This is a genomic window from Kineosporia mesophila (assembly GCF_021129235.1).
Taxonomy (GTDB): domain Bacteria; phylum Actinomycetota; class Actinomycetes; order Actinomycetales; family Kineosporiaceae; genus Kineosporia; species Kineosporia mesophila.
In genome coordinates, this window is sequence record NZ_JAJOMA010000010.1 from 34,393 (window position 1) to 57,824 (window position 23,432).

Below are 23,432 nucleotides of genomic sequence, written 5' to 3' on the forward strand. Positions count from 1 at the left end.
TGCTCTGGTGAGTGTTACGGCATGTTTCGGAGTGAGGACAGCGTCCTCACCCGGGCCTGCTGCTCGGCCCCGCCACGAGGGGCGGGACGGAGAACTTCAGGGCAGTTCGACGACCTGGGCCGAGTAACTCAGCCCGGCACCGAAGCCGATCAGGAGGGCAAGCCCTCCGGAGGGTACCTGGCCCTCGGTGACCACGCGGTCCATGGCCAGCGGGATGGACCCGCCGGTGGTGTTGCCGGCGTCGATCACGTCGCGGGCGACCACAACATGGTCGGGAATCTTGAGCTGCTTGGCCATCTGGTCGATGATCCGCGCGTTCGCCTGGTGCGGGATGAACGCGGCCAGGTCGGCCACGTCGACCTCGGCGGCCTCCAGGGCCTTGCGGGCCACGGGCGCCATCTCCCAGACCGCCCAGCGGAAGATCTTCGGGCCCATCATGGTCAGGACCGGCCACGGCGGCGTACCGCCCGCGTCGCGCTCGTCGCGGTAGTCGGTCCACGACTGGGTCTGGTAGAGCGCCTCCCACTGGTCGGCGTCCGAACCCCAGATCGTCGGGCCGATGCCCGGAGTGTCGCTCGGGCCGATCACCGCGGCCCCCGCACCGTCACCGAAGATCATCGCGCTGCCCCGGTCGGCCGGGTCGATGACGTCGGTCATCCGGTCCACGCCGATGAGCAGCACGTGCCGGGCCGAGCCGCCGCGGATCATGTCGTTGGCGACGCTGACACCGTGTGAGAACCCCGCGCAGGCGGTGGACAGGTCGAACGTGACCGCCTTGCCCGCGCCGATCCGGGCCGCGACCAGGGAGGCGGCCGAGGGGGTGGAGATCATGTGGGTGATCGTGGCCACGATCACCGCGTCGATGTCGGAGGGGGCCAGCCCGGCGCGCTCCATGGCCTGCTGAGCCGCGGGGACGGCCAGGTCGACGACGGTCTCGCCGGGGGCGGCGAAGCGGCGCGTGATGATGCCGGTGCGCTCGCGGATCCACTGGTCCGAGGAGTCCAGGACCTGGCAGATCTCCTCGTTCGTCACCACCCGGTCGGGACGGCGGCTGCCGGTCGCGAGGATGCGGGCGTACTCGGCGCCGCGCCTGCTGCTGATGGGGCTCACGCGATGGCCTGCGATTCCTCGGAGGTGGTCAGGGGCACCGACGGCTCGGCGTGCTTCTCGATCAGTGCGCGGGCCGCGGGCAGGTCGTCGGGGGTCTTCAGGGCGACCAGCTCGACCCCCGGCAGGGCACGCTTGGCGATACCGGTCAGGGTGCCGGCCGGCGGCAGCTCGAGCAGGCCGGTGACGCCCAGCTCGCGGAACGTCTCCATACACAGGTCCCAGCGCACCGGGCGGCTGATCTGCCGCACGATCCGGCCGAGCACCTCCCGGCCGTCGTCCACGACCGCACCGTCGGCGTTCGAGACCAGACGGACGCGGGGGTCCTGGGTGGTGACCGCGCGGGAGTAGCCCTCGAGCACCTCGACCGCGGGGGCCATGAAACGGGTGTGGAACGCGCCCGCCACCTTCAGGGGCCGCACCCGGGCCTTGGCCGGCGGCTCGTCCTTCAGCCGCTCCAGGTTCTCCAGCGTGCCCGCCGCGACCACCTGGCCGGCCATGTTCATGTTCGCCGGGGTGAGGTCGAGGCGCTCCAGCGTCGCGAGCACCTCGTCCGGGTCGCCGCCCAGCAGCGCGCTCATCCCGGTCGGGACGGCCGCGGCGGCCTGGGCCATCGCCCTGCCGCGCTCGCGCACCAGCACCATCGCCTGCTCGGCCGTGATCACGCCGGCGGCGGCCGCGGCGGTGATCTCACCGACGGAGTGCCCGGAGAAGGACCCGACCGCGGGGACGTCCAGCAGGGGGAGGGCCAGCAGCCCGGCCGCGACCAGCAGGGGCTGGGCGACGGCGGTGTCCTGGATGGTCTCGGCGTCGGAGGTGGTGCCGTGCCCGACCAGATCCAGATCCGCGACGGCCGAGAGCCAGTTCAGGCGGTCGGCAGCGCCCGGTTCCTCCAGCCAGGGGCTGAGGAAACCAGGGGTCTGGGAGCCCTGTCCGGGCGCGACGATGACGAGCACGTGCTTAACGATGCGCTGAACGGGGCAGCGGCGGACGCCGTGGGAAGCACCAAGGTTTGACCGCGATGTTGGAGGGTTCCTACAAAGAGAGGCCGGGTGAAATCTGCTCAGGGCGGTGTATCGCCCACCCGACCTGCGATGATGGCAATCCGTAGAACGAATGCTCCACGCGCGTCAGTAGGGTCCCACCTAGTGATGTCACTCACTCGGCGCAGTCTGTACCGCACGGTGTTGGGGTGTACGAACAGCGCCCGGGCCGCCCCCTCCAGCGAACCGCCCAGCTCGACGTAGGTCCAGACCGTCTCCAGCAGATGGGCCGAACCGTCGGCCAGCGGCCGGTAGGCCTGCTCGATCAGGGTGCGGCGGGCCTCCTCGTCGCCGGTGAGCAGCCGTTCGGGTAACAGGTCGTCGCTCTGGACCGGCCGCGGCGCCCCGGGCCAGGCCCGGGCGGCGGACAGCCCGGAGATCGCGGCGCGGGCCGACTCGGCCGCCGCCATCAGCCCGTTCACCGCCGGCCCGATCACCAGCGGCCCGGGCCCGAAGTGGGGGGCCAGGTCGGGCACCAGGGCGGCCGGGTCGTCCCCGTGACCGAGGATCGCCACCAGCCGTTCGCCGTGCGTGCCGACCAGCAGGTCACCACCGGCGGCGCGGGTGCTGCGGCGCAGGCCCTCCAGGCTCTCCTCGACCGGCTCGGACGGCGTGGCCCCGGCCACCACCACGACCTTGACCGCAGCCCCCCAGTTCAGCGCCGCCGCCCGGGAGCGCAGGTCCTCGCTCTGGGCGCCGCGCAGGACGGCGTCCACCACCAGGGCCTCCAGCCGGGCGTCCCACGACCCGCGGGACTCGGCCGCCCGGGCGTAGATCCCGGCCGCGGCGAAGGCGACGTCGCGGGAGTAGCGCAGCACCGCCTCGCGCAGGGGCGGCTCGGCGCCGGGGGCCGCGATCGAGGGCACCTGCTCCTCGACGGCGTCCACCACCGTGCGCACCATCTCCAGGGCGTGCTGCAGGGAGATGGACCGGGTGAGTTCGCGCGGGGCGGTGCCGAACACGTCGGCCGTGATCTGCACCTGCCCACCAGGCTCCTGGTACCAGGCGATGAAGGCGGAGATCGCCGCGTGCGCGATCAGCCCCACCCACGACCTGTCCTGCGCGCTCATCGCCCGGTACCAGGGCAGCGCCTCTTCCATGCGCCGCACGGCCTCGCCGGCGAGGGCACCTCGCGCCGCTCTCAGATTCGCGACGGTCGCCTCGTCCGCGGTCACCACGCTAAGGAGATTAGGGCACGCGGGCCCGTGGCCTGCGCCGGAGCCCGATTGTCAAGATGCCACCCGGCCCGGTGAGAGCTTGCCCGTAGCGACGTACGCTGCGAGAACGTCGCGGGGGCGGACATCACCGGTCGCCGTCGGCGGGCCCTACGCGTTAGGGTCGAGATGGTCCTACGTCACACAGGAGGCACTCAGAGGCAGCCCCGGCGTCACGTTGCCGTTACGCCCCGAGGTTGTATCAGCTGTCCCGTCACCAGGATCGATTCTGCAACGAGAACCGCACGGACACAGCCAGCAAACACAGCACCGCGACTGCACCGCAGGTTGCCGAAAGGGGCGATATGTCAGCGCTGGATCGGCTGAAGCGGCGCTCGACGGACGACATCGTCGCAGGCGGCGGTGGCGACCGGGCCGAGATCGCCGCAGCTCATTCCGTCGAGACCCCCGTCGAGCTCGGTGGTGGTGATCTGCACGCCACCGACGAGGACCGCAGCGAGGAAGAAGCACTGCGCGCCCGCCTGGGGGAAGACCCCAACGACTTCGCCGCGTTCGACCGGCTCGCCGAGATCGTCGGCACGATGGCCGCGGAGAACCACGAGGGTGGCGACCCCCAGCGAGGGGTGGAGAACTCCATCTGGGCCCTCGCCGAGGAGGTCGCCCAGAACAACCACGCCTGGTACCCCCTGATCCAGCTGGCCCGCCTCTCCATCGACGACGACCGGGAGACGGCCCTGCGCCGGCTCAGCACGGCCGCCGACCGCGACACCACCGGTGAGGCCCTGGCCCAGGGTCTGGCCATGCTGCGTGAGGCCGGGCACTCCACCGACGCCCTGAACCTCGGGGTCGGCCACTGGCGGCCTCGCGAGCACGTGATCGGCGCGGCCCGCGAGCTGATCCTGGCCGCGATCGAGACCGAGCGGCTCAGCGAGGCCCGGCGCCACCTGGCCGCCCTCGCCGAGCATCCCGACCAGGCCGCGGCCGAGGCCCTGCGCGACGAACTCGGCGACCGCCTGGGCCGGGGCTCCACCCCGCCCACCGGCTCCATCGCCGTGGGCGGCGCGAACGGCATCGCCACGATGTTCTAGAGGTCGACGAAGGGGCCGGCGGATCCTCCGCCGGCCCCTTCGTCATGCCCTCCCAGAACTTCCGTGATCATGCAGAACCTCCCCCGGGTCCTGGAACCGTCAGAGGGAGAGTTCTAGAACTTCGGGGAGGTTCTGCATGATCACGGAGGAGGGGTGGGTGCTTCCCACCCCAGACCTATCCATGATCACCAACCCGGAAAGGTGACGTGGGGCCGGGAGCTCGTCGTCGTCCTCCATCAGTAAAAAGGAGGGGCCGCCGGGAAGACTCCCGGCGGCCCCTCCTCGAGGGAACCTCTACGCGTCGCCGCCGGCGTTGCCGGTGGTGCCGGCCCGCACGTTCAGCAGGTCGTACTTGTCGATCGCCTGCTGCGGGACGTCCGCGGCGACCTCACCGCGGGCGGCCAGCATCTCGAGCACCCGGACCACGACGGACGGGCTGTCGATACCGAAGTAACGACGGGCCGCCGCGCGGGTGTCCGAGAGGCCGAAGCCGTCGGCGCCGAGGGAGACGAACTCCTGCGGCACCCACTGGCGGATCTGGTCGGGAACGGCCCGCATGTAGTCGGTGACCGCGACGACCGGACCCTCGGCGTCCTGCAGCTTCTGCGTGACGTACGGGGTGCCCGCGGGCTCCGACGGGTGCAGGAACGCGTGGTTCTCGATGGCCAGGGCGTCACGCCGCAGCTCGGTCCAGCTGGTGACGCTCCAGACCGAGGCGTTCACGCCCCAGTCGTTCGACAGCAGGCTCTGGGCCTCCAGGGCCCACGGCACCGAGACACCCGACGCCAGGATCTGCGCCTTCGGGCCGTCGGTCCGGGCCGACTGCGGCAGCTGGTACAGGCCCTTGAGAATGCCCTCGGTGTCGAGGTTCTCGGGGGCCGGCGGCTGCACGATCGGCTCGTTGTAGACCGTCAGGTAGTAGAAGATGTCTTCCGGGCTCTCGCCGTACATCCGGCGAAGGCCCTCCTTCATGACGGTCGCGATCTCGTAGGCGTACGCCGGGTCGTAGACCATGACCGCCGGGTTGGTCGACGCCAGCAGCGGCGAGTGCCCGTCGGCGTGCTGGAGACCCTCACCGGTCAGCGTGGTGCGGCCGGCGGTGGCGCCGATCAGGAAGCCCCGCGCCATCTGGTCGGCCGCGGCCCACAGGCTGTCGCCCGTGCGCTGGAAACCGAACATCGAGTAGAAGACGTAGACCGGGACCATCGGCTCGCCGTGCGTGGCGTACGACGTGCCCGCGGCCTGGAACGCCGCCACCGAGCCGGCCTCGTTGATGCCGACGTGCAGGATCTGGCCGGAGGTGGACTCCGTGTAGGCCAGCATCAGCTCGCGGTCCACCGAGGTGTACTGCTGGCCGTGCGGGTTGTAGATCTTCGCCGTCGGGAAGAACGAGTCCATCCCGAAGGTGCGGGCCTCGTCCGGGATGACCGGCACGACGCGCGGACCGAAGTCCTTGTCGCGCATCAGGTCACGCAGGATGCGGACGAACGCCATGGTGGTGGCGATCTGCTGCTTGCCCGAGCCCTTGATGGCGCCCGCGTAGGCCTTGTCCTCCGGCAGCTTCAGCGTGCCGGCCGTGTGCCGGCGCTGCGGCAGCGCACCACCGAGCTGACGGCGGCGGTCCTTGATGTAGGTCAGGACCTCGTCGTTCTCGCCCGGGTGGTAGTACGGCGGCAGGTACTTGTCGGCCTCGAGCGTGGCGTCGCTGATCGGGATGCGCAGACCGTCGCGGAAGGCCTTGAGGTCTTCCAGCGTCATCTTCTTCATCTGGTGCGTGGCGTTGCGGCCCGCGAAGTGCGTACCCAGGCCGTAACCCTTGATGGTCTTGGCGAGGATCACGGTGGGCTGGCCGTTGTGCTCCATCGACGCCCGGTAGGCCGCGTAGACCTTGCGGTAGTCGTGGCCGCCGCGCTTGAGGTTCCACCAGATGTCGTCGTCCGACAGCTTGGAGACCAGCTTGGCCGTGCGCGGGTCGCGACCGAAGAAGTGCTCGCGGATGTACGCGCCGTCTTCGGCCCGGTAGGTCTGGTAGTCACCGTCGGGCGTGGTGTTCATCAGGTTGACCAGCGCGTTGTCGCGGTCGGCGGCCAGCAGCGGGTCCCAGTCGCGACCCCAGACCACCTTGATGACGTTCCAGCCGGCGCCCCGGAACTGCGCCTCCAGCTCCTGGATGATCTTGCCGTTGCCGCGCACCGGGCCGTCGAGTCGCTGCAGGTTGCAGTTCACCACGAAGGTCAGGTTGTCGAGCTCTTCCTGCGCGGCGACCTGCAGGAAGCCCCGGCTCTCGGGCTCGTCCATCTCGCCGTCGCCGAGGAACGCCCAGACGTGCTGCTGGGACGTGTCCTTGATGCCACGGTTGCCCAGGTACTTGTTGAACGACGCCTGGTAGACCGCGTTCATCGGGCCGAGGCCCATCGAGACGGTCGGGAACTCCCAGAAGTCGGGCATGAGCCGCGGGTGCGGGTACGAGGACAGCCCGCCCGCCGGGTGCGACTTCTCCTGGCGGAAACCGTCGAGCTGGTCGGCGCTGAGCCGGCCCTCGAGGAAGGCGCGGGCGTAGACGCCGGGGGAGGCGTGGCCCTGGAAGAAGACCTGGTCGCCACCGCCCGGGTGGTCCTTGCCGCGGAAGAAGTGGTTGAAGCCGACTTCGTAGAGCGACGCCGACGACGCGTACGAGGAGATGTGACCGCCCACGCCGATACCGGGACGCTGGGCGCGGTGAACCATCACCGCGGCGTTCCAGCGGATCCAGCGGCGGGCGGTGCGCTCGGCCTCCTCGTCACCGGGGAACCAGGGCTCGGCCTCCGGCGGGATGGTGTTCACGTAGTCGGTGGCCGTGAGACTCGGCACACCGACGCCGCGCTCACGCGCGCGCTGAAGCAGCGACTGCATCAGGTAGCGGGCGCGCTGGCGGCCCTGGCCATCGATGGCGGCGTCGAGGGACGCCAGCCATTCAGAGGTCTCCTCAGGATCGATGTCGGGCAGCCGGCTCGGCAGCCCGTTGAGGATCGGGCCTGATGATTCTCGTCCGACCACGACGGTCCTCCTGGGTTTAGGACAACGGGTAAAAACCACGCCGAACCCGCCGGATCGCGACCGGGCTCGGATCTATCTTGGCTGACGGCGGACGGGACGTCACAGGTACCCCGCCGTACAGCCCGCTGCGGCTTTGCCTGCGCTCCCGCGCCTTCGGGGTCAAGTGTGCCCCGTCGGTCCCGGTGCGGGTGAGCCGGGGGCGCTGCCTGATCGTCATTGCGCCGGGGTGTCTCCGGCGTGTCGTGCGGATTTCCTGGCGTGTCGGGTCGCGTGTCGGCCGGGGCGAGCCGATTTTTCTCACAGCGGATGCCCGGATGGTGGACGATGTCGGTCACCGGAATCGGGGTGCGTAACTGCACGATGTGGTCGATGCTCGGGTGGGTTACGTAGGCGGACGGGTGATCCTGGCCCGTTCTGCCGACCGGGTGCCGCAACTTCTGGTACCCAGGCAAAAACACGATCTACGAGGTGGCGGGGCAGTTGCGCGGCACTCGACTCATGGAGTCCACTAGCCTGACCAGCCTGGTGATGGTTGCATCATCGGCAGGTGAAGGAACGAGCAACACCTTCTAGCACCAGCAGTGAAGCGGGTGGGTCAGACGACTCGCCCGGACAGTGAGCGGCCCTTGCGGGCCGCCAGTGCCGCCGCGCGGGGAGCGTTGGCAGCGGAGGAGGTCAGTGAGGTGGGCGCGACCGCCGAGCCCGCGGCTGAGCAGACCATGGCCGGCAGGCTTGGACTGAAGCCCGGTCAGTTCGTACAGGAATTCGGGTACGACGACGACGTGGACGACGATCTGCGGCTCGCTATCGAGACGCTGACGGGCAACGAACTAGCCGACGAGGACTCCCAGGATGTCGTCGATGCGGCTCTCTACTGGTGGCGCGACGAGGACGGAGATCTCGTCGACTCGCTGGTGGATGCCCTGACGAACCTTGCCGAGGGCGGGGTGATCTGGCTGCTGACGCCGAAGGCGGGCCGCGACGGTCACGTCGAGCACAGCGAGATCGAGGAAGCCGCCCCGACCGCTGGCCTACACGCCACCAGCACCATCAGCGTGTGCCAGGACTGGACCGGGACCCGCCTGGCGACCCCGAAGGCCGGGCGCCGCTGAGCCCTCGCCACCCGCACCCCGGTGCGGGTGGCACAGGGTCCGGAGGTTCCTGCCAGACTGTGTCCCGCACGCCAGGTCGAAAGATCCTGGCGTGCGGGGCAGTCATGGACCCGTGCGGTCCGTCGGTCTGAGAGGATTCACTCATGGCACTCGAGATCGGTCAGGCAGCTCCCGGGTTCGCTCTGAAGAGCGAGCACGGCGAGATGGTCGAGCTGGAGAGTTTCCGCGGCGAGCAGAACGTGGCCGTGGTGTTCTACCCGTTCGCCTTCTCCGGCATCTGCACCGGTGAGCTGTGCGAGATCCGCGACAACCTGGCGGCCTTCGACGAGGGTGGCGTCCAGGTGCTCGCGGTCTCCTGCGACCCGATGTTCGCCCTGCGTACCTGGGCCGAGGCGGAGAAGTACCCGTTCCCGCTGCTGTCGGACTTCTGGCCGCACGGCGAGGTGGCCCGGCAGTACGGCGTCTTCAACGAGACCACGGGAAGTGCCGTTCGCGGTACCTTCCTCATCGACAAGGACGGCGTGCTGCGCTGGAGCATCGTCAACGGCATGGGCGAGGCCCGGTCGCTGGCCGGCTACCGCGAGGCCATCGCCGCACTCTGAGAACCGTTTCCGGATCGCGAGCCGATCCGGGGGCAGGGGCCTGTAGCTCAGTTGGTAGAGCACCGCGTTTACACCGCGGGTGTCGTCGGTTCGAGACCGGCCGGGCCCACCCTCACCGGGTCGTGAGCTCCTGTTGCGGAGCCCCCGACCCGGTCGACATCGCCGTGGCGAGCGGCAGCAGCGAACGCGCCGAGGGCCCTGGCAGCCATCCCGATCGGGTGGACTCGGCCAGGTCCAGACCGGTCAGCGCCGGTCGCAGATGATGCAGCGCCGTACGGATGTCGTGCCCGGTGACGGCATCGCCCCGCTCGGCCGCCCCCAGCACGGCGTTGATCAGGGTGTTCTCGTCGGTCGCCCCGCGCGCGGCCAGGTACCCGACCGCCGTACCGGCCACGAAGGCCCCGAAAGCGCCCGGCGTGAACCAGGAACGCAGGCGGCGCACGACGAACCGCGGGTCGTGCGCCCGGGGCGCCGGGCACACCCGGCCCGGCTCGGCCGGCACCAGCACCCCGGCGCTGCGCAGCACACTGTGCAGCGCGGTGAGTGGCGGCAGGGCGTTCTTCTCACCGGTCTGACCGGGCACGTTCCAGCGGGGGCGGCGCTCGTGCATCGGCCCGGACACGGACGGCGGGAACTCGCCGTAGATCGTGGCCTCCACCTCTTCCCCGATCAGGGCCAGCAGCAGCTGCACCGACTCGGGCACGGCGCCCGCCATCTGCCGGACCCGCAGGTCGACCACGCCCTGGCGGAACTCGCCGGCACCTGAATCTCCCAGGACCCGCAGACGTTCCGCGTACTGCCGGGGACCGCCGCTGCCCTCCGGCGGGCACACCCCCTCGCCGTAGACGCAGCCCACCGCACCGCCCGGGCCGAGCACCACGACGTCGTGCTCCCAGCCCTCGACGGGGTGGTAGCGGTACCGGAAGTGCGGATCCAGGTCTTCGTCCAGCGTCTCCTCGCGGACCTCGCCCGGGTCGGCCAGGAAGACCGTCAGGCCGGTGGCGAACTGGTACGGCTGCCGCCCCGGCCAGCCGAACCCGATCTGGAACAGGTCGTGGAGCTCGTCCAGGGTGGAGTCGGCCGGGACGTCGAACACCCGCAGCACCCGTGGCTCGACGTCGCGAAGGGTCACTTTCAGGCGGGTCGTCGTCACCTGGGGGAGATTACGGGAAGGAGAGGCAAACATCGGTGGTGTGGAGGAATATCCCCAGGGGACGTTGCAGTAGGAGTGCAGAGACCGAATAGTGGGGCGAGAGGGTCCTCTGGGGTGCTTGGGAATTGCGCCGACGGAAATCTCTCGGAGGAGGCTGTTTCCCGCATACTGGATCTGACGTGTCATGATCTCTCACGTGCTGTCAGCCGATCCGCATTCCTGGAAATACATCCCCTCTCCGCGGCCTGGGGCCGTAAAAAGCCGTCCCCAGCTGGTTTCCATTGCCGAACAGAATCAGCGAACCGGGTCCGGTGCCTTCCGTGGGCTGACAAATGACAATCAGCGGTGGTGGATCAAACCGCTTAACAATACTCAGGATCCACGCGTCACCGTCACAGAATTGATAGTCAGCAGAGCGGCCCGTCTGATCGGTGCTCCCGTCTGTGAGGCCTCGGTCATCGAGATTCCGGAGGATCTTGCCGATGAGGAGTTCCTTCCCGGGGTGGGGCTGATACCCGGTCTCGCCTTCGGGTCACGTCATGTCGATGATGTTCTGGAGGAGCGGGCTCTCACTCATCGTCGTGAGGACGACAACCGGACACGGCACGCCGGGGTCTATGCGCTGTACGACTGGTGCTGGGGCAGTGATGACCAGTGGCTATATCAGACGAGTGACGACAACCGGCTGTTCAGCCATGACCATGGCCAGTATTTGCCGGGAGGCCCGTACTGGACCGTCCGGCGTCTCGAGGAGGAGGTCAACACGCCACATGTGCAGGCGTGCGACCCCCGAGGAGTCGACCCGTCCGCACTCCGCGCCTGCGCGCAACGGCTGGACGGGCTGTCCGGGAGCGACCTCGGTGAGGTTCTGGCGGGCATTCCGTCCGAGTGGCCGGTGAGTGACGCCGAACTGGCCGCCGTAGGCTGGTTCCTGGAGCGCAGAGCTCCTGCAGTGAGTCTGAGGCTCCAGAAGATGGCTGAATCGATGGGGGAGGAATGAGTTCATGAAGTACGTGTATTCCATTGTTCGCTTCGTCCCTGACGCTTTCAGGGGCGAGTTCGTCAACGTCGCGATCATCGCGGGGAGCGAGGCGACCGGCGAATGGATCGTGCGCCGTGTCGACAACGTTCAGCACGCCCGGCGAATCGGTGGTTCGGTGCCGATCACCCCGGTCTGGAGTTACCTCGACGGCGTCGAGAACTTGATCGATCAGCTGGGCGAGGATCAGCTGACCGAGGAGTCACTCGAGCTGAATCGGGAATGGTTGAGGCGGGAAAGTACGCGACTGCGCAACCTCGTCCAGGTGACCACACCGTCTGCCGTGCTGGCCGATTCCCTCGAAGACGCGGTGAATCACATGTTCGAGGTCTTCGTGGTGGATCCCGAAAAGCGCACGCGTAAGACACGGCGAGCGGCCGTGAGCGCGTTGCGGAGCGCCTTCGAGGCAACGTTGAGCGAACCTCGGGACCATCTGTTCGAAAGGGTCAGCGCCCTGGTCGGTAGGCAGCAGTCGACCATCGATTTCGCTGTCGCCAACGGAAGCCTGGCCCAGCTGGCCCACGGCTGGTCGTTCCAGACCCAGGATCCGGCGTCAACGGTCCAGCAGATCAAGGCGTGGTCCTGGACGATGAGAGATCTGCGGGAACACGGTGGGGTCGTGCGCACCCCGGGTGACAACCGTGAGTACGCGGTGAGCTCTGACGTTCCCATCAGGGTCGTGTACGTCGCACCGGACACCGATGAAGCACGTCGCTCCCTGGACGAGGCGCTGGAGGTATTCAGCAATCTGGAAGTCACCGCGGTCACGACGGACGAGGCGTATCTCGTCGCCCGGGATGCGCGGGACGCTCTCGAGACCGGTCACTCCTAGGTTCCTGGCCAGGTTCGCGGTGGGGCCGTGGACGCCCGCACCACGAGACTCGTGGCCAGCTCGACGTGGTGTGAGTCGACCGAGGCGCCCGACGCCAGCTGAAGGGCGGTGCGCAGGGCGACGCGGCCCATCTCGCGCAGGGGCTGGCGCACCACGGTGAGGGGCGGGGAGCAGAACTCGGCCAGTTGCGTGTCGTCGAACCCGACCACGCTGAGGTCTTCCGGCACCCGCAGGCCCTGGCGCCGGCAGGCCTCGATCAGCCCGACGGCGATCTCGTCACTGCCGGCGAACACCGCGGTGGGCGGGCGGTCGAGGGCGAGCAGGTACTCGCCCCCGGCCAGCCCGGCGGCATAGCGGAAGGTGTCGTGCCGCATCAGTTCCGGTTCGACGGGATACCCCGCGGCCTCCAGCCGGCCCCGAAAACCCTGCCACCGCGCCTGGTTGCAGCCGGCGTCGGGGGCGCCGCCGAGGTAGGCCACGCGGGTGTGGCCGAGCGAGAGCAGGTGCTCGGCGGCGCTGATGCCCCCGGCGTAGTTGGTGGAACCGACACTCACGACGTCGGCCCCGGCCGGGGTGAGCGGGTCGATGACGACCAGGGGCACGTTGGCCCGGGCCAGGGCGTTCGCGTCCTGGTCGGTCATCTCGTTGCTCACGCTGATCACCGCGCTGCGCCCGGCCTTGGCCACCGCCAGGGCCCAGGCGGTGGGGGTGGAGCCGATGCGGCCCTTGCTCAGCATCACCGCCACGCCGGGCTCGGCGGCGGCCTGGAGCACGCCCTCGAGCACCTCGTTGCTGTACGCCGCGAGCGGCCCGGCGAAGACCACCTCGACGGTCGGCTGCCGCACGCCGCCGCCTCCCCGGCCGGTGTAGTAGTGCAGCCGCAGCAGCTCCTCCACCATCGCCCGGGTGCCCGGGGAGACGTCCTCCCGGCCGTTGACCACCTTCGACACGGTCGCGATCGAGACGCCGGCGGCTTCGGCGATCGTGGACAGGGTGGCCCGCCCCGGCCTGGAGTTGGTCATCGGGTCTCAGCGCCCGAAGCCCGCCGTCAGGCCACTCAGCAACTGACGGCGCCCGATCACGTAGACGGTGAGGATGGGCAGCGTGGTCAGCACGACCGCCGCGGCCACCGCCGGCACGTTGACGCCGTACTGCCCCTGGAAGGACCACAAGGCCAGGGGCAGGGTGCGCTGAGTGGGCTCGGTGGTGAGCACCAGGGGCAGCAGGAACCCGTTCCAGATCGTCAGGGCGTTGTAGATGCCGACCGTGACCAGCGCGGGCCGGGTCAGCGGGAAGGCGAGCGACCAGGCGGTGCGCCATTCGCTCGCGCCGTCCAGCCGCATCGACTCGAACAGCTCCCGCGGTACGTCCCGGATGAAGTTGGAGAGGATCAGGACGGTGAGCGGGATCGCGAAGGCGATCGAGGGCAGGATGATCGCCAGCAGGGTGTCGTACAGCTGGAGCTTGATGATGATCAGGTACACCGGGATGATCACGGCCTGCAACGGGATCGCCAGCCCGGCCAGGAACAGCAGGTTGACCGAGCGCAGGAACCGGCCGTCCCCGGCCCGGACGATCGCGAAGGCCGCCATGTACGAGATCAGCACGGCGGGGACGACCGAGCCCAGGGTGACGATCAGGGTGTTGCTGAAGTACCGGGCGAACCCGGCGTCCATCACGAACTGATAGTTCTCGAAGCTGATGTCGCCGGGCGGGGCGAGCGGGTTGGTCGTGTAGTAGTTGGACCGGCTCTTCACGCTGGTGAGCACGATCCAGTAGACCGGCAGAATCACCACGAGCAGCCAGAACCAGCCCGCCAGCCCGCCGATCCAGTTGAGCTGCAGCAGTTTTCGGTAGTTCCGGTGGGGGCGTACGGCGGTGCGCGCAGACGTGGTCACGGCCATGTCGTCACATCCCCTCGAGCTGGCTGGAAGTGTCCTTGCCGCCGCCCAGGCGCCGCAGCGCGAGCGCCAGCAGCAGGCCGACGACGACGAGGATGACGGCGATCACGCTGGCAGGGCCCATCAGGTTGGCGCGGAACCCGCGGATGTACATGTCGAGGGCCAGGGCCCGGGTGGCGTCGCCCGGGCCGCCCGCGGTCAGCACCCAGATCAGGTCGAAGAAGGTCAGCGAGCCGATCACCATCAGGGTGGACGAGGTGATGATCGTGTTCCGCAGCTGGGGCAGCGTGATGCTGAAGAACTGCCGCAGCCGCCCGGCCCCGTCGAGCTGGGCCGCCTCGTAGAGCGAGACCGGGATCTGCCGCACGGCGCCCTGGTAGATGAGCGAGTGGAACGGGATGAACTGCCACGACACCACGAAGACCACCGTGCACAGGGCCAGGGTGGGGTCGCCCAGCCAGTCCTGCACCAGCAGGTCGATGCCGAGCCCGGCGCCCAGGCCGAAGTTGGGGTCGAGCAGTGCCTTGAAGGTGATGGCGATGGCGGCCTGGCTGAGCAGCAGCGGGATGAAGTAGAGCACCGCCAGGAAGCCCCGGTAGCGCTGGCGGGCCGCCAGGAACACGCCGATCAGCAGGCTGATCGGGGTCTGGAACGCCCACGACAGCAGCATCACCTCGAAGGTGACCCAGAGGGCGTGGGGCAGGCCGGGATCGGTGAGCACGTCGCGCCAGCTGTCGAACCCGGCCGGGTGGATGGCGCCGATGCCGTCCCACCGGGTGAAGCTCAGCAGCAGCACACCGATCAGCGGGATGACGGCGAACGCTACGAACATCGCCAGGGCGGGCAGCACCATCCAGGCGATGGAGCCCTGCCGGACCGCGTGCGACGCGGTCCGGCCGGGAGCGATCTGGTCGGGCGGGAGCTGAACCGGGACAGTCATTTCCCGATGACCGCATTCATGTTGTCGGCGAACTCCTGCGGGGTGACGTCGAGCGAGAACAGCTTGGCGATGTTGTTCAGCAGTTCCTCGGCCGCGGTCGGGCTGAGGGCCTGGTCCCAGGACTGCGAGAAGGTCTGGGCCTTGCTCGCGGTGTCGTAGACGAACTGCAGCCAGTCGGCGTCCTCGAGCCCGCTGAACTTCGAGTCCACGCCGACCACGATCGGGACCTGACCGGCATCGTTCACCCAGTCCGACTGCTCCTCGTCGGAGAGCACCTGGGTGGCGAAGAAGTCCTTGGCGGCCTTCTTCTCCTCCTCGCTGGCCTTGGACGAGAGCGAGTAGTACTGGCCCGGGTTGCCGTAGGTGTTGCTCGGGTCGCCGGTACCGCCCGCGACCGGCGGGAAGTTCATGTAGCCCAGGTCGCCGTCCTTGACGAAGTCGCCGCCCTCGGTCTTCATCGAACCGTAGGTCCAGGCGCCGTGCAGCATCATCGCCGCCTTGCCCGAGGTGAGCAGGGCCTGGTCGGCGTTGGTGTCGGCCGTGATCGAGGCGAAACCCTTGACGAAACCGCCGGCCTTGACCAGCTTCTGCACCTCGCCGAGGGCCTTGATCGAGGCCGGGTTGGACCAGGCGTCCTTCTCGCCCTCGAACACGGCCTGGAACACCTCGGGGCCGCCGATCCGGTCGAAGAGGAACTCCAGCCACATCATGTTGGTCCAGCGGGACTGGCCGGCCAGCGAGAAGGCCGCGATCTTCTTCTCGGTGAACTTCGGCACCAGGGCCAGCATTTCCTCCCAGGTGGTGGGCGGCTGCACCCCGACGTCCTTGAAAACCTTCTTGTTCCAGTACAGGACGATCGGGGTGACGGTCTCGGCCGGCACCGCGTAGATCTTGCCGTCGACGGTCGCGGCGGCGAACGAGGACGGGAAGCGCCGGGTCTTCTGGTCCGGGTTGTCGTCGAACCAGGAGGTCAGGTCTTCCACCGCACCGGCGTCGACCCAGCTGGCCAGGCCGCCGCCGCCCCAGCCCCAGATCACGGTCGGGGCCTGGCCGGCGCCGATCGCGACCTTGATCTTCTCCTTGTACGCGTCGTTCTGGAACGCGGTGCCCTTGATCGCCTCGTCCGGCTTGGCCTTGTTGAACCGCTCGAGCGAGGTCCGGCGGATGGTCTCGTTGGGGTCGACGGACAGGTACCAGTAAGTGCCGCCCGCACCGCCGCCACCCCCCTTGCCGGAGTTGTCTCCGGGGCCGGAACTGCCGCAGGCGGCGAGCGTGGCGCCGACGATCGGGACGCCCAGCGCGAAGCTGAGGAAATTACGTCGGGACGTCTTCATGGGATCCACGGTGATCTCCATCGGGTACCGGCCGCGGGAACGCGGCTCATGGGTCGCACCGGGACGGTGGCGTGCTGTCGCTCGCCGGGCGCCCCGGTGCGCTGAAAAGGTCTTCGTCGAGCTGGCTCAGGGTCGGCGCCCCAAGGGCCTGAAAGAGCGCCGGAAATGTCGGAAGTTCTCGAAAACTAGTTTCGCTGCTGTGCGATGTCAACCCTTGAAAGCCAACCTCCGGTCGAGGACAGTGAATCCGTCGGCGAACGGAAAAATGCTTGTCTTCGAGCTATTTTGACGGCCGGCGCAGGTACCGGCCATCGAAAACTTTTCGAAGCACCTCACGAGGGAGTGAGTGGTGGAACCTACCGAACTCTGGCGCGACCCGGCACGAGCTGTCGGTGAACGGGTCGACGACCTGCTCGCCCGCCTGACCGTCGAGGAGAAGACCGGGCAGCTCGGCAGCCGCTGGGTCGGGAACACGCCGTCGGGCACGGTGAGTGAGGACGACGCCTCGACAGCCCCGATGGAGCAGACCTTCGCGGCGGAGGCGAGCGTTCCGCTCGAGGAGGCGGCCCGGCACGGCCTGGGGCATCTCACCCGGGTCTACGGAAGTGCTCCCGTCAGCCCGGCGCAGGGTGCCGCGGAACTGGCCCGGCAGCAGCGGGTCGTGATGGGGGCGTCGCGGTTCGGCCTTCCCGCGATCGCCCACGAGGAGTGCCTCACCGGCGTCACCACCTACGGCGCAACGGTTTACCCTGCCGCCATCGCCTGGGCCGCGACCTTCGACCCGGAGCTGGTCGGGGAGATGGCTGCGGCGATCGGCCGGGATCTGGCGGAACTGGGCGTACATCAGGGGCTGTCGCCGCTGATGGATGTCGTGCGGGACTACCGCTGGGGCCGGGTGGAGGAGACGCTGGGGGAAGACCCCTACCTGGTCGCCGAACTCGGGACCGCCTACGTGCGCGGGCTCCAGGGCCACGGGATCATCGCCACGCTCAAGCATTTCGCCGGGTACTCGGCCTCCCGCACCGGGCGTAACCACGGCCCGGTCTCGATCGGCCGGCGTGAGCTGCTCGACCTGATCCTGCCGCCCTTCGAGGCCGCGGTGGCCGCGGGCGTGGGGTCGGTGATGCACTCCTACTCCGACGTGGACGCGGTGCCGGCCGGGGCGGACACCTGGCTCCTCACCGAGATCCTGCGCGACGACTGGGGATTCGCCGGCACCCTGGTCTCGGACTACTGGGCCACCCCGTTCCTGGCCGGCATGCACCGGATCGTCGAGGACTACGCCGGGGCGGCGGCGGTGACCCTGCGGGCCGGCGTCGACGTGGAACTGCCCGACACGATCTGCTTCGCCCACCTGCCCGAGCTGGTGCGCGCGAAGGAGGTGCCGCAGGAGCTGATCGACCGCGCCGTCCGTCGCGTGCTCACGCAGAAGGCCGAGCTCGGACTGCTCGACGAGGGATGGGAGCCGGCCCCGGCGTCCGGCGTGGATCTCGACCCGCCGGGCAACCGCGACATCGCCCGCCGGATCGCCGAGACCTCGATCGTGCTCCTCGATCCGGGAACGGCCCTGCCCGTCACCGGGCCGAACCGGATCGCGGTGGTCGGCCCGTGCGCCGACGACGCGCGCACCTTCATGGGCTGCTACGCCTTCCCGAACCACGTCCTGCCCAAGTTTCCGGAGCACGAGGGAGGTTTCGGCATCCCGATTCCGACCGCGCTGGATGCCCTGCGCGCCGAGTTCCCGCAGGCGCAGATCGTGCACGAGGCCGGGTGCCAGGTGATGGGTGACGACGCCTCGGGTCTGGAGGCGGCCGTGAGCGCGGCGGCCGGGGCCGACCTGGTGATCGCCTTCGTCGGTGACCTGGCCGGGATGTTCGGGCTCGGATCGTCGGGGGAGGGGTGCGACGTCGACGACCTGCGGCTACCGGGTCGACAGCCGGAATTGGTGACGTCGGTACTGGCCACCGGCACGCCGGTGGTGGTGGTCGTGGTGTCGGGGAGGCCGTACGCGCTGGGTGACGTCGAACCGCTCGCCGCCGGTCTGGTGCAGGCGTTCATGCCCGGCGCCGAGGGCGGCGCCGCGCTGGCCGGGGTGCTGTCCGGGCGGGTCGAGCCCGGCGGCCGGCTGCCGGTGCAGATCCCGCGCCGCCCGGGCGGTCAGCCGTACACCTACCTCCAGCCACCGCTGGGGGAGCCCAGCTCGATCAGCAGCGTCGACGTGACGCCGCTCTACCCGTTCGGGTACGGCCGTTCCTACACCGCGTTCGGGCTGGAGGAGTTCGGCATCGACGCGGCGGAGATCCCGACCGACGGAGCGTTCGAGGTGAGGGTCGTCGTCCACAATCGTGGTGACCGACCCGGGACGGAAGTGGTGCAGCTCTACCTGAGCGACCCGGTGGCCACCGTGGTCCGGCCGGTCCGGTGGCTGGCGGGGTTCGCCCGGGTGCGGCTGGAGCCGGGGGAGGCGGTGCCGGTGACGTTCACGGTGCACGCCGACCGTACCGCCCTGGTCGGGCGGGACCTGATCCGGGTGGTGGAACCCGGGGAGATCGGGGTGGCGGTGGGCACGTCGTCGCGGGACCTGCCCCTGGCCGGCACCGTGCGGCTGGCCGGCGAGCGCCGGGTGGTCGGCCACGACCGGGAGCTGCGGACGCCGGTGGAGCTGGGGAGCGTGCGGAAGGCGTAGACCCGGCGGCCGTTCGGGGGCCGGCCGCCGGTCCGTATCACGAAACGAAACCGGATTCGGAGGAGGCAAACCGGAAAGCGCCCCACTTGACTACTTTTGCGATGGTGGTTTCCACCTCAGTTGGCCCCCGGACGATGCACAGAACCCCCTCCTGAGCGTTACCGTCACACGGTCGGGTGTCATTCCTTCGGCGGATCATCGCGGACGGGTGGGCGGACGACGGGAATTGCGAGCAGTTGTGTCCTGTCCGGAAGGGGAAGCGACGTGGCGGTGGCACCGGCCATGCCGTGGGCCCAGGCGACCGGCCGTCCCCGCCGGGGACGACATCGGCTGCCGGATCAGGCGGTCTCCCAGCCGGCGCCCCTGGCCGGCTGGGCGAAGGCCATCCTGGCGGACATCGCCGTGCCGGCCGTGACCATGTCGCCGGACATGCGGGTCTCGGAGCTGGACGACTGGTTCCGGGGCAACCCGCGCACGACCACCGTCGTCGTCCCGCTGGAGGCGGGCCCGATCGTGGTGGACCGCGCCTGGTTCGACCGGTGGGTCTCGAGTGCCCTGGGCTACGGCCGGTCGGTGTTCAAGCGGATGACCCTGGCCGACCTGGACGACGTACCGAGCATGTTCCTGACCGCCGACACGAGCATCGACGCGGCCGCGGCCGTGGTCACCGACGAGGCCCCCGGCGAGGAGGCCTCGGTGACCACGGTCGGTGTCATCGCTGCCGACGGCGCCCTGATGACGGTCTCGGTGACCACCCTGTTCCGCGCGCTCTCGTACAGCTACGCCTACCAGGCCCGCCACGACGTCCTCACCGGTCTGCCGAACCGGGCCTCCCTGATGGAGTGGATGCGGGGCCACGACGCCCGGTCCGGCGACGTGACCGTGCTCTACATCGACCTGGACCGGTTCAAGGACGTCAACGACAGCCTCGGGCACGCCGTCGGCGACCAGGTGCTGCGGATCTTCTCCGAGCGGCTGCAGAACATCGCCCGGTCCGACGACCGGGTGGCCCGGCTCGGCGGTGACGAGTTCGCGATGGTGCTCGCCGGGGCCCTGACCCCCGACGAGTCGCGCACGGTGGCCGAGCGGATCGTGCACGAGGCCTCGATCCCGTTCAGCGTCACGGTCGACCACGGCGACGGCCAGCAGGTCGACGCGGTGGCCAGCATCGGCGCCAGCGTGGGCGTGGCCGGCGCGGACTCGATGATCTCCTCCGGGGTCAGCCTGGAGGACCTGGTCTCGCAGGCCGACCTGGCGATGTTCCAGTCCAAGTCGCACGGCCGGGGCCGGGTCACCCACTTCGACGCCGAGGTGCTGGCCACCCGGGGTTCGCAGACCGAGCTGCGCGCGCGGCACCACATGGAGCGCCGGCTGCGCCAGGCCATCGCGGCCGGGGAGCTGCGCCTGCACTACCAGCCGCTGGCCGAGCTGGCCAGCAACCGCATCGTGGGGGCCGAGGCGCTGGCCCGGTGGGAGGACGCCGAGCTCGGCCCGGTGTCGCCGGTGGTGTTCATCAAGCTCGCCGAGGAGACCGGCCTGATCATCGACCTCGGTCGCTGGGCCCTGAACACCGCCTGCCAGGAAGCCGCCACCTGGCCGATGTTCGAGTCGGCGGACGGCATCCGGCGCCGGATGAAGGTCACCGTCAACGTGTCCGCCGTGCAGTTGTCCCAGCCCTCGTTCGTGCGGGACGTGGCCGAGGCCCTGGTCGACTCCGGCCTGCTGCCGCGCACGCTGTGCCTGGAGATCACCGAGACCGCGGTGATCGGTGACATGCACGCCACCGCCAAGAACCTCCAGGAGATCCGCGACCTGGGGGTGACCGTGGCGCTGGACGACTTCGGCACCGGGTACTCGTCGCTGACCATGCTGCGCGACCTGCCGGCCGACGTGGTGAAGATCGACAAGTCGTTCATCGACAAGATCGCCGTGGAGGCCTCCACCGACAGCGTGCTCGCCCGGCTGGTCATCGAGACCGCGCACTCGCTGGGCATGAGCGTCTGCGCCGAGGGTGTGGAGACGAACGAGCAGGCCGAGCGGCTCGCCGACATGGGCTGCGACACCCTGCAGGGCTGGCTGATCTCCAAGCCGCTCGCCGGCTCGGAGGCCTTCACCGAGTGGCTGCCCACCGCGGTGCTGCCCGAGGCCCTGGGGCCACGGCGCTGATCCCGCTCCTGTGATCCAGATCACGGCTCGGTAGAGAACCGGGAACCGGACCGCCGTCGACTCTCCTGGTGTGGACGAGAGATCCGAGGGTGAGCTGTTACGCCGGGTCGCCCGGGGTGACCGGGCGGCCTTCGACGAGTTCTACCGCCGGACGGCTCCCTGGCTGACGGTGCGGCTGCGGCGTCGCTGTGCCGACCCGGAGCTGCTGTCCGAAGTGGTCCAGGACACCTACGTGGCGGTCTGGCGCTCGGCGGGCAGCCTGGCCCCGGTGGCGGCCGAGGGGCAGGCCCTGGGCTGGCTGTGGACGATCGCCGCCCGGCGGCTCGTCGACGGGTTCCGGGCCCAGACCCGGCAGGCCCGCGTACCGGTGACCACGGCGGAGCCGGTGGCCCCGGCCGCCGAGGACGAGGCCCTGGCCGGCGGACTGGGCGGGGGTCTGGAGCAGGCTCTGCTCGATCTGCCCCCGGAGCTGCGTCGCGTGCTCACCGCCATGGTGCTCGACGGCCTGACGGTGCGCGAGACCTCGATCCTGCTCGGCCTGCCGGAGGGAACCGTGAAGACCCGGGCCCGGCGGGCACGTACCGCCCTGAGGGAGGCACTGTCATGACTCACCCGGCTCCGTCCTTGATCGCCCGCTACGCGACCGGTGACCGCGGGGTGGACGACGCGACGGTGTGGGCCCTGGAGGCTCACCTCGAGTCGTGTGCGGGCTGCCGGTCCGGCCTGGCCGCGGCGCTGGCACCGGACCTTCACGGGCTGCTCGACCGGGCGTCCGTGGGCATCGACGCCGCGATCGGGGGCGGGCCCGCCCCCGTCCCGGTGAGCCGTGGGCGCCGTCTGACGACGACGGCCCGGCTCTGGCCCTGGCCCGTCTCGGCCGTGGTGCTGGTGCTGATGGCGCTGGGCCTGGACCGGGTCTATCCCCAGATGCCTTCGCTGGTCATGCTTCTGGCCCCGGTCGTCCCGCTCATCCCGGTGGCCGCGGTGTGGAGCCGGCCCCTGGACCCGGCCTGGGAACTGACGAGTTCCGCACCCCGCGGCGGACTGTGGCTGCTGTTACGCCGGACGCTGGCCATGATGCTCGCCCTGCTGCCGGTTCTCACGGTGGCGGGTCTGCTGACCGGTCATTCCCCGGCGGTGTGGCTGCTGCCCGCCCTGGCGCTGACCGCCGGCAGCCTGCTGGGGGGACCGCTGGTGGGCGGGGTGGACCGGGCCGCCGTCGCCCTGGGCGTGATCTGGGCGGCGGCCGTGGTCGTGCCCAGTCTGCAGACCCGGCACGCACCGGCAGTACTGACCGCCGGCAGCCAGATCTGGTGGGCCCTCGTCACGGCCGCCCTCGTCGCCGTTCTCGGGGCCCAGCTCCGACACCGCGGCGATTTCTCGCACTGAGCAAGACCTACTACCTGGAGAGCCCTTCATGCGTACCGTCCGCGCGGCCGACATCGCGCCGCAGACCTACCGATGGTCGATCGAGGCCCGCAATCTCACGGTCAAGGCCGGCCGGCACCAGGCCGTCAACGGTCTCGACCTGAGCCTGGGCATCGGTGTGCACGGCCTGCTCGGTGCCAACGGCGCCGGGAAGACCACCCTGATGCGTTGCCTCGCCACCGTGATCCAGCCCGCCGGAGGAGAACTGAGCCTGCTCGGCGCCGAGGTGTCGCGCGGTTCCCGGCTGCGCGGGATCCGCCGCGACCTGGGCTACCTGCCCCAGGCGTTCGGCTACTACCCGCGATTCACCGTGCGGGAGTTCGTCGAGTACGTGGCCTGGCTGAAAGAGACGCCCGCGCAAGATATCCCGGGGGCCGTGCAGCGCGCGGTCGAGCGGGTCGGGCTGGAGGCCAAGGCCGACGCGAAAATGAAGTCGCTCTCGGGCGGCATGCTGCGCCGGGCCGGCATCGCCCAGGCCATCGTCAACGACCCCGCGGTGCTGCTGCTCGACGAGCCGACCGTCGGCCTGGACCCCGAGCAGCGCCTCGACTTCCGCGACCTGCTGCGCACTCTCGGCGTCGAGAGCTGCCTGCTGGTGTCGACCCACCTGGTCGAGGACGTGGCGGCGGCCTGCACCGACGTGGTGATGATCCACGAGGGCCGCACGGCCTGGACCGGCACGCCCGAAGAGCTCGCCGCCGCCGGGGCCGACAGCGCTCCCGGCGACAGCCCGACCGAGCGCGGCTACGCCACGGTGCTGGGCCGCTACCGTGAGCAGGCCGTCCGATGA

19 protein-coding genes and 1 tRNA gene are annotated in these 23,432 nt (G+C 69.9%); 11 read left to right on the top strand and 9 right to left on the bottom strand.

Annotation, left to right across the window (positions count from 1 at the left end):
- Nucleotides 1–96: 96 nt before the first annotated feature.
- From LR393_RS15550 to LR393_RS15560, 3 genes are all read right to left on the bottom strand, one after another.
- On the bottom strand, nt 97–1,110 hold the full coding sequence (locus LR393_RS15550) for a beta-ketoacyl-ACP synthase III (protein WP_231484634.1): 1,014 nt from the start codon (nt 1,108–1,110) through the stop codon (nt 97–99).
- Nucleotides 1,107–2,063, bottom strand: coding sequence for an ACP S-malonyltransferase (locus LR393_RS15555; protein ID WP_231484635.1), 957 nt, complete (start codon nt 2,061–2,063; stop codon nt 1,107–1,109). The genes LR393_RS15550 and LR393_RS15555 overlap by 4 nt, the downstream gene beginning before the upstream one ends.
- Before the next feature lie 107 nt (nt 2,064–2,170).
- Complete coding sequence (locus LR393_RS15560) at nt 2,171–3,328, bottom strand: PucR family transcriptional regulator (protein WP_231484636.1); 1,158 nt, start codon at nt 3,326–3,328, stop codon at nt 2,171–2,173.
- 341 nt (nt 3,329–3,669) lie between these two features.
- Between LR393_RS15560 and LR393_RS15565 the strand changes: the two genes are divergently transcribed.
- Nucleotides 3,670–4,413 (top strand): hypothetical protein, encoded by a 744-nt coding sequence (locus tag LR393_RS15565; RefSeq protein WP_231484637.1) that lies wholly within the window; start codon nt 3,670–3,672, stop codon nt 4,411–4,413.
- A gap of 294 nt (nt 4,414–4,707) precedes the next feature.
- On the opposite strand, the gene aceE is transcribed toward LR393_RS15565, so the two are convergent.
- On the bottom strand, nt 4,708–7,449 hold the full coding sequence (gene aceE / locus LR393_RS15570) for a pyruvate dehydrogenase (acetyl-transferring), homodimeric type (protein WP_345718788.1): 2,742 nt from the start codon (nt 7,447–7,449) through the stop codon (nt 4,708–4,710).
- A 683-nt stretch (nt 7,450–8,132) separates the two neighbouring features.
- Between aceE and LR393_RS15575 the strand changes: the two genes are divergently transcribed.
- The 3 genes from LR393_RS15575 (at nt 8,133) to LR393_RS15585 (ending at nt 9,272) form a co-directional block, all read left to right on the top strand.
- Nucleotides 8,133–8,561, top strand: coding sequence for a DUF3052 domain-containing protein (locus LR393_RS15575; protein WP_231484638.1), 429 nt, complete (start codon nt 8,133–8,135; stop codon nt 8,559–8,561).
- Nucleotides 8,562–8,704: 143 nt separating this feature from the next.
- A complete protein-coding gene (locus LR393_RS15580) occupies nt 8,705–9,163 on the top strand; it encodes a peroxiredoxin (RefSeq protein ID WP_231484639.1) in 459 nt (152 codons plus the stop codon).
- Nucleotides 9,164–9,199: 36 nt separating this feature from the next.
- A tRNA-Val gene (locus LR393_RS15585) sits at nt 9,200–9,272 on the top strand.
- A gap of 3 nt (nt 9,273–9,275) precedes the next feature.
- Here the strand turns inward: LR393_RS15585 and LR393_RS15590 are convergent.
- Complete coding sequence (locus tag LR393_RS15590; protein ID WP_231484640.1) at nt 9,276–10,316, bottom strand: plasmid pRiA4b ORF-3 family protein; 1,041 nt, start codon at nt 10,314–10,316, stop codon at nt 9,276–9,278.
- A gap of 196 nt (nt 10,317–10,512) precedes the next feature.
- Between LR393_RS15590 and LR393_RS15595 the strand changes: the two genes are divergently transcribed.
- Together LR393_RS15595 and LR393_RS15600 are read left to right on the top strand one after the other, a co-directional pair.
- A complete protein-coding gene (locus tag LR393_RS15595; protein ID WP_231484641.1) occupies nt 10,513–11,316 on the top strand; it encodes a HipA family kinase in 804 nt (267 codons plus the stop codon).
- A 4-nt stretch (nt 11,317–11,320) separates the two neighbouring features.
- Nucleotides 11,321–12,187, top strand: coding sequence for a DUF3037 domain-containing protein (locus LR393_RS15600; RefSeq protein ID WP_231484642.1), 867 nt, complete (start codon nt 11,321–11,323; stop codon nt 12,185–12,187).
- On the opposite strand, the gene LR393_RS15605 is transcribed toward LR393_RS15600, so the two are convergent.
- From LR393_RS15605 to LR393_RS15620, 4 genes are all read right to left on the bottom strand, one after another.
- Nucleotides 12,184–13,209, bottom strand: coding sequence for a LacI family DNA-binding transcriptional regulator (locus LR393_RS15605; RefSeq protein ID WP_231484643.1), 1,026 nt, complete (start codon nt 13,207–13,209; stop codon nt 12,184–12,186). The genes LR393_RS15600 and LR393_RS15605 overlap by 4 nt on opposite strands.
- Before the next feature lie 6 nt (nt 13,210–13,215).
- Nucleotides 13,216–14,091, bottom strand: a complete 876-nt coding sequence (locus tag LR393_RS15610; protein WP_231484644.1) for a carbohydrate ABC transporter permease — start codon at nt 14,089–14,091, stop codon at nt 13,216–13,218.
- A 4-nt stretch (nt 14,092–14,095) separates the two neighbouring features.
- Nucleotides 14,096–14,941: a carbohydrate ABC transporter permease gene (locus tag LR393_RS15615; protein WP_345718797.1), complete on the bottom strand. Its 846-nt coding sequence runs from the start codon at nt 14,939–14,941 to the stop codon at nt 14,096–14,098.
- Nucleotides 14,942–15,024: 83 nt separating this feature from the next.
- Nucleotides 15,025–16,362, bottom strand: a complete 1,338-nt coding sequence (locus tag LR393_RS15620) for an extracellular solute-binding protein (RefSeq protein WP_231484646.1) — start codon at nt 16,360–16,362, stop codon at nt 15,025–15,027.
- Nucleotides 16,363–16,711: 349 nt separating this feature from the next.
- On the opposite strand from LR393_RS15620, the gene LR393_RS15625 reads away from it, so the two are divergent.
- The 5 genes from LR393_RS15625 (at nt 16,712) to LR393_RS15645 (ending at nt 23,432) form a co-directional block, all read left to right on the top strand.
- Nucleotides 16,712–19,048, top strand: coding sequence for a beta-glucosidase (locus LR393_RS15625; protein WP_231484647.1), 2,337 nt, complete (start codon nt 16,712–16,714; stop codon nt 19,046–19,048).
- A 264-nt stretch (nt 19,049–19,312) separates the two neighbouring features.
- The gene (locus LR393_RS15630) at nt 19,313–21,214 is read left to right on the top strand and encodes a putative bifunctional diguanylate cyclase/phosphodiesterase (RefSeq protein ID WP_231484648.1); all 1,902 of its coding nucleotides are present in this window, start codon (nt 19,313–19,315) and stop codon (nt 21,212–21,214) included.
- A 70-nt stretch (nt 21,215–21,284) separates the two neighbouring features.
- Nucleotides 21,285–21,821 (top strand): RNA polymerase sigma factor, encoded by a 537-nt coding sequence (locus LR393_RS15635; protein ID WP_231484649.1) that lies wholly within the window; start codon nt 21,285–21,287, stop codon nt 21,819–21,821.
- Complete coding sequence (locus tag LR393_RS15640; protein ID WP_231484650.1) at nt 21,818–22,603, top strand: zf-HC2 domain-containing protein; 786 nt, start codon at nt 21,818–21,820, stop codon at nt 22,601–22,603. Before LR393_RS15635 ends, LR393_RS15640 begins: the two co-directional genes overlap by 4 nt.
- A gap of 28 nt (nt 22,604–22,631) precedes the next feature.
- The gene (locus LR393_RS15645; protein ID WP_231484651.1) at nt 22,632–23,432 is read left to right on the top strand and encodes an ATP-binding cassette domain-containing protein; all 801 of its coding nucleotides are present in this window, start codon (nt 22,632–22,634) and stop codon (nt 23,430–23,432) included.